A 14,959-nucleotide genomic window follows, 5' to 3' on the forward strand; every position below is an offset into this window, starting at 1 on the left:
CGCCGTCGCCGTGCGTGCATCGTTGACGGCGGTCCCGTCACGCGGGCCGTACGCCCCGGTAGAAGCAGGGCCGCCGGGGTAGGTGAGCGCCATGAGCGACACCGAACGTGACGACAGCTGGGCCTCCGACCCCGGCACGCCCGCCGACCAGCGGATGGAGGACACCGTCGGCAGCGCCGGCTCGCCGCTGGAGACGTCCTATCCGGACGCGGAGACGAATCCGGCCGACCGGGCGCACGGCACCGGCTCCGCCATGCCGCCGGGCGCGGCCGGCCTGGGCGAGACGACCGGTGAGGGCGCCGATGTGAAGGCGGACGGAGCGGACGGGGGCTCGGCGCGCCAGGGGGAGTGATCTCACCGGGGCGGCGGGGTCAGTGGACGCCGGAGCCGGGGTTCTCGGCGTCCCAGCGCCGGCGGGATTCGGCGATGCTCTCGCGGTGCGCGGCCGACCAGTCGGCGAGGGCCTTGAGCAGGTGGGTGAGGCTGTGGCCGGTGGCCGTGAGCTCGTATTCCACCTGCGGCGGGACTGTCGGGTAGACGGTGCGGCTGACCAGCCCGTCACGTTCCAGGCGGCGGACGGTCAGAGTGAGCATGCGCTGTGAGATGCCGTCGACGGCGCGCAGGAGTTCACGGAAGCGGCGTTTGCCGTGGGCCAGTTCCACGACCACGAGCACGGACCACTTGTCGCCGATGCGGTCGAGCACGTCGCGGATGCCGCAGTCCTCGGCGCAGGAGACGGCCGGTGCGGGGGTGGTTACCGCGGTGTGCGTGGCTGACATGAATGTGCCTCCTTACGCGGGCGCGGCTGGGAGCGCCAGGGTGGTTCTCCAGGAGAACCACCCTAAGGGGGATGAAAATGCTTCTGGTGACGGGCGTCTCGGGTGAGCTGGGCACATTGATCGCGGCGGGGCTGGCCGGGCGTGCGGATGTGGTGCTCGCCAGCAGGAATCCGGAGTACGGCCGGCGCCGGGTCGACTTCGACGACCCGGCGAGCCTGGACTTCGCCGGCGTGACCACGCTGCTGCTGATCTCGGCCGGGTACGGCGAGGACGACGTGGTGATCGCCCGGCACGGGGCGGTGATCGACGCCGCGGAGCGTGACGGGGTGGGGCACATCGTCTACACCAGCCTGGCCTCCGCCGGAGACCACCTGCCGTACGCGCTGCCCCACCGCTGGACCGAGCGGCGCCTGCGGTCCGGCACGGCGGCATGGACCATCCTGCGCAACGGTCTGTACGCCGAGCTGCTCGCGTGGCTGGCGGCTCCGGACGCCGAGGGACGGATCACCGCGCCGCTGGGCGGGGGGAAGCTGGCGGCGGTCGCCCGCCGGGATCTGGCCGACGCGGCGTGCCGTGTCGCCCTGGATCCGGCCCCGCACGCGGGCGAGGTGTACGACCTGGTCGGGGAGGAGGCCGTCGGCGGCGCTGAAGTGGCCGAGGCGCTGGGCGGGGTCTACCGGCCGGGCACGATGGCGCAGGCACGCGCGCGCATCGCGGCCTCCGGCGCCGCGCCGTTCCAGACGCCGATGCTGGTGGGAACGTATTCGGCGATCGCCCACGGATTCCTGGACGGTACGGGGGGCGAACTGCGCGCGGTGCTCGGCACGGCGCCCAGGAAGGCGCTGGACGTGATCGCGGGGAAGGCCGGCTGACGGTTCGGGAGCCGGGGATGAGGACGGACCGGGCGCCGGAGCGGGCCCGGCCGGGGCCGGAGACGGAAGGAGGGAACCGGGCCCCGGAGCGGGGCCCGGCCGGGAGCGTCAGAGACGCGGGCGGGCGCCCAGGTGGGCGAGGGCCTTGACGGCCAGGCCGTTGCCCGCGGCGAGGGAGTCGGCCGGGGGCTTGCCCTCCAGCCAGGCCGGGAGGAAGCCCGCGACGAAGGCGTCGCCCGCACCGGTGCCGTCGACCACGCGCTCGATCGACTCGGCGGGGGCGCGGACCGGCTCGCCGCGGTTGCTGGCGCTGTACCACAGCGCGCCCTCGGCGCCGAGCTTGATCACGACCTGGGGGAACCAGGCGGTGAGCACCTTGGCGGCGGCCTCGGGCTCGTCGCGGCCGGTCAGGACCTTGGCCTGGTCGGCGTTGGCGAACAGCAGCTTGGCGCTCTGGGTCCACTCCAGGAACGGCTCGGCCCCGGTGCGCTCCAGCGGGGCCGAGGAGGAGCAGTCGACCGAGATGGACATCCCGGCCCGGTGGGCCATCTCCAGGGCCGCGAGACCCGCCTCGCGGGACCCCTCGTTGATCAGGGTGTAGCCCGAGACGTGCAGGTGACCGCCCTGCGAGAACAGGTCGCGGGGGAGGTCCTCGGGGGACAGGGCCGCGTTGGCTCCGGGATCGGAGAGCATGGTGCGCTCGCCCTTGTGCGTGACGAGCACGACGCAGGTGCCGGTCGGCCGCTCGGGGTCCATGACGAGGCGGGCGTCGACGCCGTACCCCATCAGCTCCATGTCACGGTTGCGGCCGGTGATGTCGGCGCCCCGGCGGCCGATGAAGGCCACCTCCGCGCCCTCCACCGCGAGCCAGGAGGCGATGTTGGCCCCGGAGCCGCCGCCGTGCATGGTGACGATGGCCGGTGTGTCACTGGCTCTTGCCAGTGGGTAGCGGGCCCGCGCGACCGCGTCGGTCATGAGATCGCCCACCACGACCACCCGCGTCATGATGTCACCACCTTGTTGCCTTCGATGCCGACGTGCTTATGGAGCCGTCAAAAACCTAACAGCTTCCGGCCAGGTAATGGGGCTCGGATCGAAGACCGGGTCGTAGTCGATGCACAAGCGTTGCGTGAATCCGCCCGGCTGATCCCACATGTGAGATTCGCGTCTACTCTCGGGACTGTGGATGCTCAGTATCCCGCCCACTGGGAGGCGGACGTCGTCTTGTCCGACGGGGGCACGGCGCACGTGCGCCCGATCAAGCCCGCCGACGCGGATCGGCTGCGGGCCTTCTACTCCCGGCTCTCCGAGGAGTCGATCTACTTCCGCTTCTTCGGGCCCCGGCCCCGGCTGTCGGACCGCGAGGTGACCTGGTTCACCACCGTCGACTACGTGGACCGGGTCGCGCTGATCGCCACGATCGGCACGGAGATGGTGGCGGTGATCCGCTACGACCGGATCGAGCCGGGCGAGGCGGAGGTGGCCTTCCTGGTCGAGGACGCCCACCAGGGCCGCGGCGTCGCCTCGGTGCTGCTGGAGCACCTGGCCGAGACCGCCAGGGAGAACGGCATCGCCAAGTTCGTCGCCGACGTGCTGCCCGCCAACCAGAAGATGATGGCGGTGCTCAAGCAGGCCGGCTACACCGCGCAGAGCCGCTTCGCCGACGGCGTCGTACGGATGACGCTCGACCTCACCCCGACCGAGACCTCGCAGGCGGTGACCGCCTCCCGCGAGCACCGGGCCGAGGCCCGCTCCATCGAGCGGCTGCTCACCCCGGGCTCGGTGGCGGTCGTCGGCGCGGGCCGCGAGCCGGGCGGCGTCGGCCAGACGGTGCTGCGCAACCTGCTCGGCGCGGACTTCACCGGCCCGGTCTACCCGGTCCACCGCGAGGCGCGGGCGGTGGCCGGGGTGCGGGCCTACCCGAACGTGACGGCCATCGACGGCGAGGTGGACCTCGCCGTGCTCGCCGTACCGGCCGACGCGGTGATCGACGTCGTGAAGGAGTGCGCGGAGAAGGGCGTGCGCGGGCTGATCGTGGTCTCCTCCGGGTTCGGCGAGACCGGGTCCGAGGGACGGGCCCGCCAGGACGAGCTGGTCCGCATCGCCCGCGCGTACGGCCTGCGCGTCGTCGGCCCCAACTGCCTCGGCATCGCCAACACCGACCCCGCGGTCCGGCTGAACGCCACCCTCGCCGCGACCATCCCCGGCCGGGGCCGGGTCGGCTTCTTCAGCCAGTCGGGCGCCCTGGGCACGGCGCTGCTGCAGCGGGTCGCCCAGCGGGGCATGGGCATCTCCTCGTTCGTCTCGGCGGGCAACCGCGCCGACGTCTCGGGCAACGACCTGCTCCAGTACTGGGAGGAGGACCCGGCCACCGACGTGATCCTGCTCTACCTGGAGTCGCTGGGAAACCCGCGCAAGTTCGCCCGCCTGGCCCGCCGGATCTCCCGGCGCAAGCCGATCGTGGTGGTCAAGAGCGGCGGCACCACCCAGGGCGTGCCCACCGGTCACGCCGCCCCCGTGCTCGGCCTGCCCGACACCGCGCTCAGCGCGCTGTTCGAGCAGGCCGGGGTGATCCGGGTGGACGACCTGATCCAGCAGTTCGACGTGGCGCAGCTGCTGGCCTGCCAGCCGCTGCCTGCGGGGCCCCGGGTCGGCCTGGTGAGCAACTCCGACGCGCTGGCCCTGCTCGCCGTCGACGCCTGCGCGCGGGCCGGCCTCGAACCGCGCCCGCCGGTCAACCTCGGCGCGCGGGCCGGCGCCGCCGAGTACGGCACGGCCCTGGCCTCCCTGCTGCCCGAGGTGGACGCCGTCGTCGCGATCTACATGCCGCCGATCCCGGGCCGGGCCGCCGAGGTCGCCGCCGAGCTGCTGCGCGTCTCCCGGGAGGGCGGCAAGCCGGTCCTGACCACCTTCGAGGGCAAGCTCGGCATGCCGCCCGAGCTGCGCACCGGCCCCGCCCCCGAGCAGGGGTCGATCCCGTCCTACGCGGCCCCGGAGGAGGCTGTCCGCGCCCTGGCCCACGTCGTGCGGTACGCGCGCTGGCGCGAGCAGCCCGCGGGGACGCCGGTGGAGATCGGCGACGTGGACGCCGCCGCCGCGCGGGAGCTCGTGGAGCGGATGATCGAGAATCCGCCGCACACCGGCCCGCTGCGGGAGATCCCCGGCGAGCACGTCCGGACCGAGGTCGAGGCGTCGGAGCTGCTGGCCCGCTACGGGCTGACGATCTGGCCCGCCGAGGTGGTCTCCTCGCCGGAGGAGGCCGTGGCCGCGGCCGAGCGGCTGGGCTGGCCGGTGGTGCTGAAGGCCGCCGACCCGGAGGCGGCCAAGCGGGCCGGGACGGTGCGGCTGGGCCTGGCCGGGCCCGACGGGGTGCGGGACGCCTTCGCGGACCTGACGCGCCAGCTCGGCCCGGACGCCGTGCTGGCGGTGCAGCGCATGGTGCCCCAGCCCGCGGTGCCGACCGTGGTGAACGTCGTGGACGATCCCGCGTTCGGCGCGGTCGTCTCCTTCGGGCTCGGCGAGGTGACCGCCCGCCTGCTCCGCGACGAGGTGTACCGGCTCGCCCCCCTGACGCCCGAGGACGCGGCGGCGCTGGTGCGGGCGCCCCGCGCGGCCCCGCTGCTGTTCGGCGAGTACGGCTACCCGCCGGTCGCGGTCGAGGCGCTGGAGGACCTGCTGGTCCGGGTCGGGAAGCTGGCCGACGATCTGCCCGAGGTGGCGCGGCTCGACCTCGACCCGGTGCTGGTGGGGGAGTCCGGGGTGATCGTGCTGGGCGCGCGCGCCGTCCTGCGCAGCCCCGAGGGGCCCCGGCCCGACGACGGCCCGCGCCGTCTCAGCTGAGGGGCTCTTGACCGGCCGGTCGTGTCTGACGGCTTCCACCTGGCGGCCGGCCCGGATGGTCCGGATGGTCCGGGCGTTCGGGCGGTTCGGGTGGTCCGGGACCGGGTTCGGGCCCGGCGGAGGCCGTACCGAGAGACGCTCGGGATGAAACCGCCACCCCGGACAGGGCAGGATGGACCCATGAGGGAAACCCGACTCCCGTCCGCCGGCCTGCGCGACGCGATCGACCGCAGTGGCTACTACCCCGACCTGGTCGCCGACGCGGTCGAATCCGCCCTGGGCAAGGAGCAGGTGAACGCCTACGTGGTGCACCACGAGGCCACGTTCGACCCGGCCATGGAGGTGCGCAGGCACGTCACCGTGCTGGTGCTCTCGCCCACCCGGCTGCTCGTCTGCCATACCGACGAGCACCCCGCGGTGGAGGGGGTCTCGGCCGCGCACGCCTCCACGACCACCGAGGCCGTGCGCCTGAGCCGGATCCAGTCCGTCGCCGTGACCCGGGTCGTCCCCGACCCCGCCTCCTACGTGCCGGGCGTGCCGCCCACCGAGGTCACGCTCACCATCGGCTGGGGCGCGATCTCCCACGTCGACCTGGAGCCGGCCACCTGCGGCGACGAGAACTGCGAGGCCGACCACGGCTACACCGGCGCCATCACGGCAGACGACCTCTCCCTGCGGGTGAGCGAGGCGGCCGACGGGCCCGAGGCGGTCTCCCACGTGCTGGCCTTCGCCAAGGCGCTGTCCGAGGCGACCGCCCGCGCCGCCTCGTGAGCCCCCTCGTCCCGGCGTACGGCGAGGCCTCGCTCGCCGACCTGTCCGCCTCGCTGCTGGCCGTCCTGGGGATGGACTCCGCCAACCCGCTCGGGCTCGCCCCCGCGGAGCGGATCCTGCTCTTCCTGGTCGACGGCCTGGGCGCGGAGCTGCTGCGCGCCCACCCGGAGACGGCCCCGTTCCTGTCCTCCCGGCTGGACCGGACGCTCACCGCGGGGTTCCCCGCCACGACCGCGACCAGCCTCGGCACGCTCGGCACCGGCCTGCCCCCGGGCGAGCACGGCATGCTGGGCTACCAGGTCGCCGTGCCCGGCGCGGGCCACCTGTTCAACTGCCTGCGCTGGACCACTCCCGGCGAGCCGATCGAGCCCGAGGACTGGCAGCCCACCCCGACCGTCTTCGAGCGGGCGGCGGCGGCCGGGATCTCCGCCAGTTACGTCGGCCCCGCCTACTTCGAGGGCACCGGGTTCAACCGGGCCGTCTACCGGGGCGTGCGCTTCATCGGCGCCGACGAGGTCGACGACCGGATCGAGGGAGTCCGCCGAGCCCTGGCCGAACCGCGCGCCCACGTGACGGTCTACTACGGCGACCTCGACTCCTTCGGCCACCTGTGCGGCTGGGGCAGCCCCGAGTGGCTCGACCAGCTCGCCCTGGTGGACCGGATGGCCGAGCGCCTGGCCGGGACGCTCCCGCCCGGCTCGGCGATGTATGTCACCGCCGACCACGGCATGGTCAACGCCGCCGAGCGCGTCGACGTCGACGCGGTCCCCGAGCTGCGCCGGGGCGTCGCCCTGCTCGGCGGGGAACCCAGGGCCCGGCACGTCTACGCCGCGCCCGGAGCCGCGGGGGCCGTGCTGGAGACCTGGCGCGGCCTGCTGGCGGGCAGGGCGTGGGTGGCCTCCCGGGAGGAGGCCGTGGCCTCCGGCTGGTTCGGGCCGCGCGTGCGCGACGAGTGGCTGCCGAGGATCGGCGACGTGGTCGCCGTGCCCAGCGACGACGCCGTCATCGTCGCCTCGGAGGCCGAGCCGCTGGAGTCGTCGTTCACCGGATACCACGGTTCGCTGACCCCCGCGGAGCAGTACGTCCCGATGCTGGAGGTGAGCACCCGATGAACCCGCTGATCACACCCGCGGACCTGGCCGCGCTGGACGGGGCCGTCATCCTCGACGTGCGCTGGAAGCTCGGCGGGCCGCCCGGGCGCGACTCCTACCGCGAGGGGCACGTCCCCGGCGCGGTCTTCTGCGACATGAACGCCGACCTCGCCGCCCCGGCCGGGCCCGGGGGCCGTCACCCGCTCCCGGAGACCGGCCGCTTCCAGGAGGCGATGCGCCGCCTGGGCGTCTCCGGCTCCCGGCCCGTGATCGTCTACGACGAGGCCGACGCGATGGCCGCCGCCCGTGCCTGGTGGACGCTGCGCTACTTCGGCCACTCCGACGTCCGGGTCCTCGACGGGGGCCTGCGGGCCTGGAGAGCCGAGGGCCGCCCCCTCTCCGCGGACGTGCCGGAGCCCGCGCCCGGCGACTTCACCGCGCGCCCGGGCGGCATGCCCATGCTCGACGCCGACACGGCCGCGAAGCTGGCCTACGACGGCCTGCTCCTGGACGCCCGCGCCGCCGAGCGATACCGGGGCGAGGTCGAGCCGATCGACCCCGTCGCCGGGCACATCCCCGGCGCGGCCAGCGCGCCCACCACGGAGAACGTCGACCCCGCCGGCCGCTTCCACCTGCCGGAGTTCCTCCGCGAGCGGTTCAACACGCTCGGCGCGGTCCCCGGCGTCGACGTGGGGGTCTACTGCGGCTCCGGCGTGACGGCCGCCCACCAGGTGCTGGCCCTGGAGGTGGCGGGCATCCCCGCGGCCCTCTACGTGGGGTCCTGGTCCAACTGGGTGGCCGACCCCTCCCGGCCGGTCGCCACCGGCTGATCGCCGTACCCGAAGCAGACGAACCCGGCGACCCCGCCCAGCCCGGTCCTCCCGCCCGCCAGGGCCAGCGCCCGGGCGGGCGGGTGACCGGCGGCCAGCAGGCCGTGGAAGGCCGTCATCAGCGTCAGGGTCTCCTCGTCGCGCACCGGCACCAGGCCCGCCACCACGCACCGCGCCCCCCGGTCCAGGAACGTCCCGGCCAGCCCCAGCGGCGCCCCGTCGGCCGGTGCGCGCGCCATGCCCGTATCGCACGCCGACAGCACCACCAGGCCCGGTGACAGGCGGAGCCGGAGCAGGTCGTAGGCCATGAGCCGGCCGTCGTCGAGGTCGATGCCGGACAGCAGCGGGCTGTGCGCGCAGAACGTGCCGTGGGCGGCCAGATGCGCCACCGCCGCCCGCTCCAGCGCCGCCGTGACCGCCCGCCGCGTCGCCGCGACCCGCTCGGTCCCGGGGCGGTGCGCGGCGACCATGCCCGCCTCGGCCTCCGCGCACCGCACTCCCGGGCCGGCCACCACGACGGTCCCGGCGCCGTTCCCACCCCCGCCGGGTAGGGCGTGCGCGCGGCGCGCGGCCAGCCAGGCGGCGGCGCTCGCCGCGACGGTCACCGGCCGGTCCGCGTTCGCCGGGAGCGCCGGCCAGGGCAGGGTGTGCAGGGCGCCGGTGGGCACGACCACCAGCGGGCGATCGCCCAGCAGGCGCAGGAACGGGCCGAGGACCAGCCGTTCCACCGCGGCGGCCTCCCCCGCCGTGCCGGACGCGGGGCCGTCCCGCAGGTGCGCCCGGCGCAGGCCGTACCGGAGCCTGACGGTCGCCTCGGCGACGGCGGCGCGGGAACCCAGCCGGCGCAGGGTGATCCGGCCGGGGGTGACGGCCACGGCGACCAGGTCGTCACCGTGCCGGACGAACTCCACCAGCGCGCTCTCGCCCAGAGCGGCCCGCAACTCCCCGGGATCGGGTGCGGAGGGCCGCCCCGCGCCGCGGACGACGGCCCGCCACCGTTCCGCCCAGGCCAGCACTCTCTCGCCCCGGTTCGTCTCCAGCGCGAGGGACAGGCCGAGCCCGGCCAGCGGCTCACCGGCCCGTACGGCGTGCGCACGCACCGCGGGATCACTCAGCCGCGCCGCGTCCGCGCCCACCCCGGCCAGCCCCGTGCGGATCGCCGCGAACGCCCCGCGCCGGTCTCCCGCCGCCGCCCGCCGCAGGGCGGTCGCCTGCCGCGCCACCACCCCCCGCCCGGCCGAGGCGAGCCGGTCGAGCTGCGCGTGCGCGGTGCGGCCGTCACCCAGGTGGAGCGCGAGCTCCGCGGCGGTGAGCCGGAGGGACTCCGACGGATGACCCGCCGCCTCGAGGTCGCCCGCGCACGACACCATCTCGGCGAGCAGGCCCGTGCCCCCCGGAGCGTCGCCGGCCGGTCCGGCCGCGGGACGCGTCCGGTGAGGGGAGGGCTCGCCGGGCGGGTCCAGCCGGAGCCGGGCGCGCAGGACGATCTCGGTGGCGAGCGGGACCTCGGCCGTCCGCCCCTGGTCGGTCAGCTCCGTCCGGGCCAGCTCCGCGCTGTCGAGGGCGTGACGGAGGTCGCCGGAGCGCAGCTGAGCCCGGGCGAGCATCAGCCGGGCCTCCGTCAGCGCGGTCTCCGCGCCCGCCGCCGTCAGCTCCGGCACCGCGAGGTCGAGCAGCACCCGCGCCTCGCCGGGGAGGTGGGCGTCGATCAACGCGCCGGCCAGGTCGCAGCGGACCGTGGCCAGCCGTTCCGGGCAGCCGAACAGGCTCCGCTCCGCGCGCAGGTAGGCGGCGAACGCCGCGGGCAGGTCGCCTCGCCGCGCGGCCAGGAACGGCAGATTGCCCTCGGCCAGCGCGAGCACGTGCTCCAGTCCCGCCGCCCGCGCCAGCTCCGCGCTCCGCGCGAGGTCGGTCTCGGCCGCGGCGAACCTGCCGAGGTAGACGCAGGCCAGTCCCCGGTTCAGCATCGCCCCGGAGAGGAAGACGGGATCGTCGCCGAGGAGGCTCTCTGCGCGGTCGCAGTGGCGGATCGCCTCCTCGTGGCGGCCCAGCCGGATCAGGGCCGCCGCCCGGTTCACGCCGAGCCTGGCCGTCTCGGCCGGGGTGAGGTACGGCTCGGCCTCCAAGCCGACGGCCAGGGCCTGGCGGGGACGGCCCAGCTCGGCCTGGACGGCGACGAGCGAGAGCCGGGCCTGGGCCGCCCGGTGCGGCATCCCGGCCGTGAGCGCGATGTCCACGGCCCGGTCCAGGTGCTCCTCGGCCAGGGGCAGGTCGCCCAGCTCGCGCGCGGCCAGGGCCAGTGCCCGGTAGGCGATCGACGCCGCCTCAGCCCCGGACCCGGCCGACGCCGCTTCGATTCCCAGGGCGTCCAGCACGGAGCGCGCCAGGTCTCCGGCGGCGGCGGGGTCGTCCGCGGCCATGCGGACCGCGCGTTCGGCGGCCCGGACGGGACCTGCGTCGGCGCGGCCGGAGAGATCGTCGGTGTGGATGGAAGGGGCACCGGTGCGGCCGGAGAGATCGTCGGCCTGGCCGGGAAGACCGCCGGCGTGATCGGGGAGGGCGGTGGTGTGACCGGGGAGGGCGGTGGTGTGACCGGGGAGGCCGGCGGGGACGGCGGTCAAGGCCCGATCCGGGTCCAGACCGTCGCGACGGGGGGACCGTCCGGGCGGTGGCAGACCACGCTGAACCACCCGGGGGGCAGGCCGGTCACGGCGAACCGGCCGGCCGGAGAGAGGTCGCGCGACTCGGTCAGGCGGGGGGTGCGGACCTCGACCAGGGCTCCCGCCCCGGGATGGGGGGTGATCTGCCCGGCCAGATCGACCAGCCCGGCCGAGGGCTCGATCTCCAGGTCGAGGACGAGTCCGTCCGCGCCGAACCGGAGCAGGCGGTCCCGCCCGGCGGAGCGCACGCCGGACGGGGCGGGCACGGCGACCGGCCGGGCCACGGCGGCGCCCGGCAGCCGGAGGGCGAAGGCGGCCCGGGCGGCGGCTGAGACGCGCTCGGGCACGGGGTCGAGCCCCGAGGCCAGGCGGAGCGCGGCGATCAGGGCCTCGTCGTCGGGAGGGTGCGGCATCACGGCGCGGCCTCCGGTGCGAGCATGGCGCGGAGCCGGTCGAGGCAGCGGCCCCGGGTGGGACCGTAGCTGCCGGCGGGCATGCCCAGGCGGCCGGCCAGCTGGCGCACGCCCGCGTCGGGGGCCTGCGCCATCAGGCGCAGCAGCGACCGGCAGGGCTCGTTCATGCTCTCGACGGTCAGCCAGAGGCGGCGTCCCTCGTCGGCGGTCAGCACGGCCAGCGCCGGGTCGGCGTGGGCCTGCTCGGGACCGGGCGGCCCGTCCGGCTCGACCGGATCGGGGACCAGCCGTTCGTCCCGGTTGCGCCTGCACAGCAGCGACGCCTCCCGCCTGGCGGTGGTGAACAGCCAGGAGCCGATCCGCTCGGGGTCGCGGATGCCGGGCAGGTGCTCGACCAGCCGCAGCCAGGCGCCCTGCGCCGCGTCGGCCGCGTCCGCCGGGCTCAGGCCGTAGGAGCGGACCGCGGACCAGACGAGAGGGCTCAGCCGTTTGACCATCGCGTCCCAGGCCGCCTGGTCGCCGTCCAGGACGGCGTCGATCGTGTGCCGGTCGATCACCCGGTCCTCCATGATCGCGTCAGGTGCGCAAAGTGTTCATGGGATTACCCGGAGTGAGACTTTACCGGGAGATCGGCACCACGGTTCCCAGCCCGGGGATCCGCCGGGCGCGCTCCGGGTCCAGCACGCGGTCCACCGCCTCCGCCGGCGGCATCGTGGCGGCGGCTGCCGCGATCACGCCGCTGACCGCGGCGGCGGCGAAGGAGGTCCCGCTCCATCGCGCGTAGCCCCGGAAGGCCCCGTGCTCCAGGAAGGCGCTGGACAGCCACTCTCCCCGCGCGCAGGCGTCCACCCACGGGCCGTGGGCCGAGAACGGCGCCCGGGTCTCCTCGGCGGCGTCCAGGGCGCCGACGGCGGTCACCCCGGGGAGCGCGGCCGGCCAGAAGGGGCGCTCCGAGGCGGTGTTGCCCGCGCAGGCGACCACCGCCGTGCCGGTCAGCTCCTCCAGGGCCGCCTGGACCAGAGGGGAGGGGCGGTCGTCGAAGGTGTGCCCGCCGAAGGAGAGGTTGACCACCTGGGGAGGGGCGTCCCGAAGGCGGGCCAGGGCCCGCAGCAGTCCGGCCTCGTCCCCGACGCCGTGGCCGTCCAGCACCCGGACCGGGCGCAGTCGCGCGCCCGGGGCCGAACGCAGGACCAGTCCGGCAATGAACGTGCCGTGCCCCGCCTGGGCGTCCAGTTCGCCGTCGCCGTCGCCGTCGGAGTCCGGCGGCTCAGGCCCGTCGTGGCGCCCTTCCCGGAACCAGGGGCTCTCCCGCCACCACGGGTGCGCGGCCACGCCGGTGTCGAGCACCGCCACGGTCACGGGGCTCTCGCCGGGAGGAGGCGCGGGGACCGGGTCGGCGGGAAAGGGCCGGGAGGCCGGACCTCCGAAGAAGAGAGGCTGGCCCCGCAGGACGTGGTTGGCGGAGGCTCGGTGACCCCGGTCCCTGAGCGTGGTCGCCAGATCGCAGACATCCACGCCGGGCGAGAGGCGGAGCCGGAAGAGGCCCTCGGCCTCGGTCACCGCGGCGGTCCAGCGCGCCGCGGCCTCCGCTCCGGGGGCGTCGGTCAGTATCTGGCCCGGTCTGATCAGAGCGGGTGAGCCCGGGACGGGTTCGACCCGTTCGATGTCGGCGTCCATATGTCCTCCGGTCCGGTGTCCGTCGAGATCTGCTTCCCGAACGATGCCGCATGCCCACGGCGCGGAGCGGTGAACTCCCGGGTTTCCGCCGTGTCCGCCGGGGCGTCGCGATCCCGGCGGTGTCCGGGACGATTCAGAGTTTTACCTTTTGTTCGAGAACAAGATCGAACAAAAGGTAAAGTCGCACTCCGCGACCGCGGTGGGATGGTGAAATCCGTACCTGCTCGTACGGCGCCCGCGCGGAACGCGCCATCTTGGTATGACCGCCCTCTGGTGCGATGTCGCAACCGACGGTAGTCTCTCCTTCAGTCACTTGTGATCATCCGCGGACGAGGCCGTTGGGGAAGGCGCACCTCGTACGAAACGGGAGGTCCGGTGTCTGCTCGTGGCGTGCTTTACGTCCACTCGGCTCAGCCCGCGCTGTGCCCTCATATCGAATGGGCGGTCGCGGGCGTCCTTGGCGTGCCTGTAGACCTGACGTGGACGCCCCAGCCCGCCGCGCCCGGTCATGTGCGCGCACAGGCCGAATGGCAGGGTCGCCCGGGAACCGCGGCGGCCATCACCTCGTCGTTGATGGGTTGGCAACGCATCCGCTTCGAGGTGACCGAGGACGCCTCCCCGGAGGCCGACGGCTCCCGTCACGCCTACACCCCGGCCCTGGGCGCCTTCACGGCGGTGATCGGGGCCAGCGGCGACATCATGATCCCTGAGGACCGGTTGCGTTCGGCCATGTTGCTGGCCCGCCAGGGCAGAGTGGTGCTGGAGGAGGAGCTGGACCGCATGCTGGGCCGGCAGTGGGACGAGGAGCTTGAGTCGTTCCGTTACGCGGGCGAGGGAGCGCCGGTCCGCTGGCTGCACGCCGCCGTCTGAGTCTCACCCGCCCCCTCCCGGTACGGGTCCCGCCTTCCCGAAGCCTTCCCGGTACGGCAGCGCCTCCTAAGCCTTCCCGGTGCTGCCGTACGACGGGGCCCGCAGGAGACGCGCTCAGGCGAGCAGGAATTTCAGGCGGTCGTCGGCCAGCTGCGGCGCGATCTCCACGATCTCCGCGCTGACGACGCCCTCGGCGACGAACGGGTCGGCCGCCACGCGGCTCTCCAACTCCTCCCGCGACGTGCCGTGTGCCACGATCGCGCCGCCCAGCCCCGGCTGGATGCCGCCGACCAGCAGGAACACGCCGTCGTCGACGCCGCGCTCGATCCATTCCCGGTGGCCGGGCATGTGCTGACCGGCGGCGCCCTTGTTTGCGGAGAACCGCAGCAACACCACGAACATGTAAGACCTCTCGGAATCGTTGAACTCGGGTGTGTCAGGCATCGGCCTGAGCGCCGTCCCCGGGGGCGGCGCTCAGGGCGCCGGCGGAGTACGCGCTCAGCCATTCATGCATCCGCTGGACTTCGCGGTGGATGAAGTCCTCGTCCCGGAAGGCGTGCGCCAGCGTGGCGACGCCCTGGCTGAAGGCCAGCACGTGCATCGCCAGCGCGTCGGCCTGCGCCGGGTGCCCCAGCTGCGTGAACTGCTCGCGCAACCACGCGCGGAAGAGCGTGAACAGGCCGCCGGCGTCGTCCAGTGCGGGATGGCCGAGCTTGGCCAGCTCCGTGGTCAGGGTGCCCACCGGGCAGCCGTACCTCTGGATGTCGGCGCGGTTGGTCACCACGATCTCGACGAACCTGCGGATCCGGTCTGCGGGGTCGGTCTCCTCGGCCTCCCACCGCTCCAGCATCCGCCGACGGCTCTCCAGTCGCGCGGCGATCACCGCGCTCAGGATGTCGTCCTTGGATTTGAAGTGGTAGTAGAAGTTCCCCCGCGAGATGTGAACAGCCTCGGCGATCGCCGCGAAGGATGTGTGCTCATAACCCTGCCGATAGAACAGCCGGTCGGCCGCCTCGACGATATGAGCCCGGGTCGTCGCCGCGCCCACTGCCCCACCTCCCGCACTGCCCGGCCGCCTGACGGAACTCTTTAGGACACCTGTCCTAGAGGGCATATTAGGACAGGCGTCCTAAACGATGTCAACCGGCCCCGGCCG

The 14,959-nt window shown here is 74.6% G+C and carries 15 protein-coding genes; 7 read left to right on the forward strand and 8 right to left on the reverse strand.

Going from position 1 to position 14,959, the window contains the following annotated elements:
- The first annotated feature begins 91 nt into the window (after nucleotides 1–91).
- A complete protein-coding gene (locus Plo01_RS13950) occupies nucleotides 92–352 on the forward strand; it encodes a hypothetical protein (protein ID WP_203890993.1) in 261 nt (86 codons plus the stop codon).
- A gap of 19 nt (nucleotides 353–371) precedes the next feature.
- On the opposite strand, the gene Plo01_RS13955 is transcribed toward Plo01_RS13950, so the two are convergent.
- Nucleotides 372–779, reverse strand: a complete 408-nt coding sequence (locus Plo01_RS13955) for a winged helix-turn-helix transcriptional regulator (RefSeq protein WP_203890994.1) — start codon at nucleotides 777–779, stop codon at nucleotides 372–374.
- Between the two features lie 71 nt (nucleotides 780–850).
- Between Plo01_RS13955 and Plo01_RS13960 the strand changes: the two genes are divergently transcribed.
- Nucleotides 851–1,651 carry a Rossmann-fold NAD(P)-binding domain-containing protein gene (locus Plo01_RS13960; protein ID WP_203890995.1) on the forward strand — a complete coding sequence of 267 codons (801 nt, stop codon included), beginning with the start codon at nucleotides 851–853 and terminating at the stop codon, nucleotides 1,649–1,651.
- A gap of 108 nt (nucleotides 1,652–1,759) precedes the next feature.
- On the opposite strand, the gene Plo01_RS13965 is transcribed toward Plo01_RS13960, so the two are convergent.
- Nucleotides 1,760–2,656, reverse strand: a complete 897-nt coding sequence (locus tag Plo01_RS13965; RefSeq protein ID WP_203890996.1) for a carbohydrate kinase family protein — start codon at nucleotides 2,654–2,656, stop codon at nucleotides 1,760–1,762.
- A gap of 177 nt (nucleotides 2,657–2,833) precedes the next feature.
- On the opposite strand from Plo01_RS13965, the gene Plo01_RS13970 reads away from it, so the two are divergent.
- The 4 genes from Plo01_RS13970 to Plo01_RS13985 all read left to right on the forward strand — a co-directional run bounded on the left by Plo01_RS13970 (nucleotide 2,834) and on the right by Plo01_RS13985 (nucleotide 8,183).
- A complete protein-coding gene (locus Plo01_RS13970; RefSeq protein WP_239316288.1) occupies nucleotides 2,834–5,491 on the forward strand; it encodes a bifunctional acetate--CoA ligase family protein/GNAT family N-acetyltransferase in 2,658 nt (885 codons plus the stop codon).
- Between the two features lie 180 nt (nucleotides 5,492–5,671).
- Complete coding sequence (locus tag Plo01_RS13975; protein ID WP_203890998.1) at nucleotides 5,672–6,262, forward strand: DUF5998 family protein; 591 nt, start codon at nucleotides 5,672–5,674, stop codon at nucleotides 6,260–6,262.
- Complete coding sequence (locus Plo01_RS13980; protein WP_203890999.1) at nucleotides 6,259–7,374, forward strand: alkaline phosphatase family protein; 1,116 nt, start codon at nucleotides 6,259–6,261, stop codon at nucleotides 7,372–7,374. The genes Plo01_RS13975 and Plo01_RS13980 overlap by 4 nt, the downstream gene beginning before the upstream one ends.
- On the forward strand, nucleotides 7,371–8,183 hold the full coding sequence (locus tag Plo01_RS13985) for a sulfurtransferase (protein ID WP_203891000.1): 813 nt from the start codon (nucleotides 7,371–7,373) through the stop codon (nucleotides 8,181–8,183). The genes Plo01_RS13980 and Plo01_RS13985 overlap by 4 nt, the downstream gene beginning before the upstream one ends.
- Here the strand turns inward: Plo01_RS13985 and Plo01_RS13990 are convergent.
- The 4 genes from Plo01_RS13990 to Plo01_RS14005 all read right to left on the reverse strand — a co-directional run bounded on the left by Plo01_RS13990 (nucleotide 8,123) and on the right by Plo01_RS14005 (nucleotide 12,933).
- Nucleotides 8,123–10,804 carry a CHAT domain-containing protein gene (locus Plo01_RS13990; protein ID WP_203891001.1) on the reverse strand — a complete coding sequence of 894 codons (2,682 nt, stop codon included), beginning with the start codon at nucleotides 10,802–10,804 and terminating at the stop codon, nucleotides 8,123–8,125. The two genes, Plo01_RS13985 and Plo01_RS13990, sit on opposite strands and share 61 nt — an antisense overlap.
- Nucleotides 10,801–11,256, reverse strand: coding sequence for a hypothetical protein (locus Plo01_RS13995; protein WP_239316290.1), 456 nt, complete (start codon nucleotides 11,254–11,256; stop codon nucleotides 10,801–10,803). Before Plo01_RS13995 ends, Plo01_RS13990 begins: the two co-directional genes overlap by 4 nt.
- Nucleotides 11,256–11,813 (reverse strand): RNA polymerase sigma factor, encoded by a 558-nt coding sequence (locus Plo01_RS14000; protein WP_203891003.1) that lies wholly within the window; start codon nucleotides 11,811–11,813, stop codon nucleotides 11,256–11,258. Before Plo01_RS14000 ends, Plo01_RS13995 begins: the two co-directional genes overlap by 1 nt.
- A 61-nt stretch (nucleotides 11,814–11,874) precedes the next feature.
- On the reverse strand, nucleotides 11,875–12,933 hold the full coding sequence (locus Plo01_RS14005; RefSeq protein WP_203891004.1) for a S8 family peptidase: 1,059 nt from the start codon (nucleotides 12,931–12,933) through the stop codon (nucleotides 11,875–11,877).
- Nucleotides 12,934–13,308: 375 nt separating this feature from the next.
- Here Plo01_RS14005 and Plo01_RS14010 point away from each other — a divergent pair, with 375 nt between their 5' ends.
- On the forward strand, nucleotides 13,309–13,803 hold the full coding sequence (locus tag Plo01_RS14010; protein WP_203891005.1) for a DUF3145 domain-containing protein: 495 nt from the start codon (nucleotides 13,309–13,311) through the stop codon (nucleotides 13,801–13,803).
- Nucleotides 13,804–13,917: 114 nt separating this feature from the next.
- Here Plo01_RS14010 and Plo01_RS14015 read toward each other — a convergent pair whose 3' ends face one another.
- On the reverse strand, nucleotides 13,918–14,247 hold the full coding sequence (locus Plo01_RS14015; RefSeq protein ID WP_239316292.1) for a YciI family protein: 330 nt from the start codon (nucleotides 14,245–14,247) through the stop codon (nucleotides 13,918–13,920).
- Nucleotides 14,240–14,851: a TetR/AcrR family transcriptional regulator gene (locus Plo01_RS14020; protein ID WP_239316294.1), complete on the reverse strand. Its 612-nt coding sequence runs from the start codon at nucleotides 14,849–14,851 to the stop codon at nucleotides 14,240–14,242. The genes Plo01_RS14015 and Plo01_RS14020 overlap by 8 nt, the downstream gene beginning before the upstream one ends.
- Nucleotides 14,852–14,959: the final 108 nt, after the last annotated feature.

Origin of the sequence: Planobispora longispora (assembly GCF_016863135.1) — a bacterium.
In the GTDB taxonomy this organism is placed as follows: Bacteria; Actinomycetota; Actinomycetes; order Streptosporangiales; family Streptosporangiaceae; genus Planobispora; species Planobispora longispora.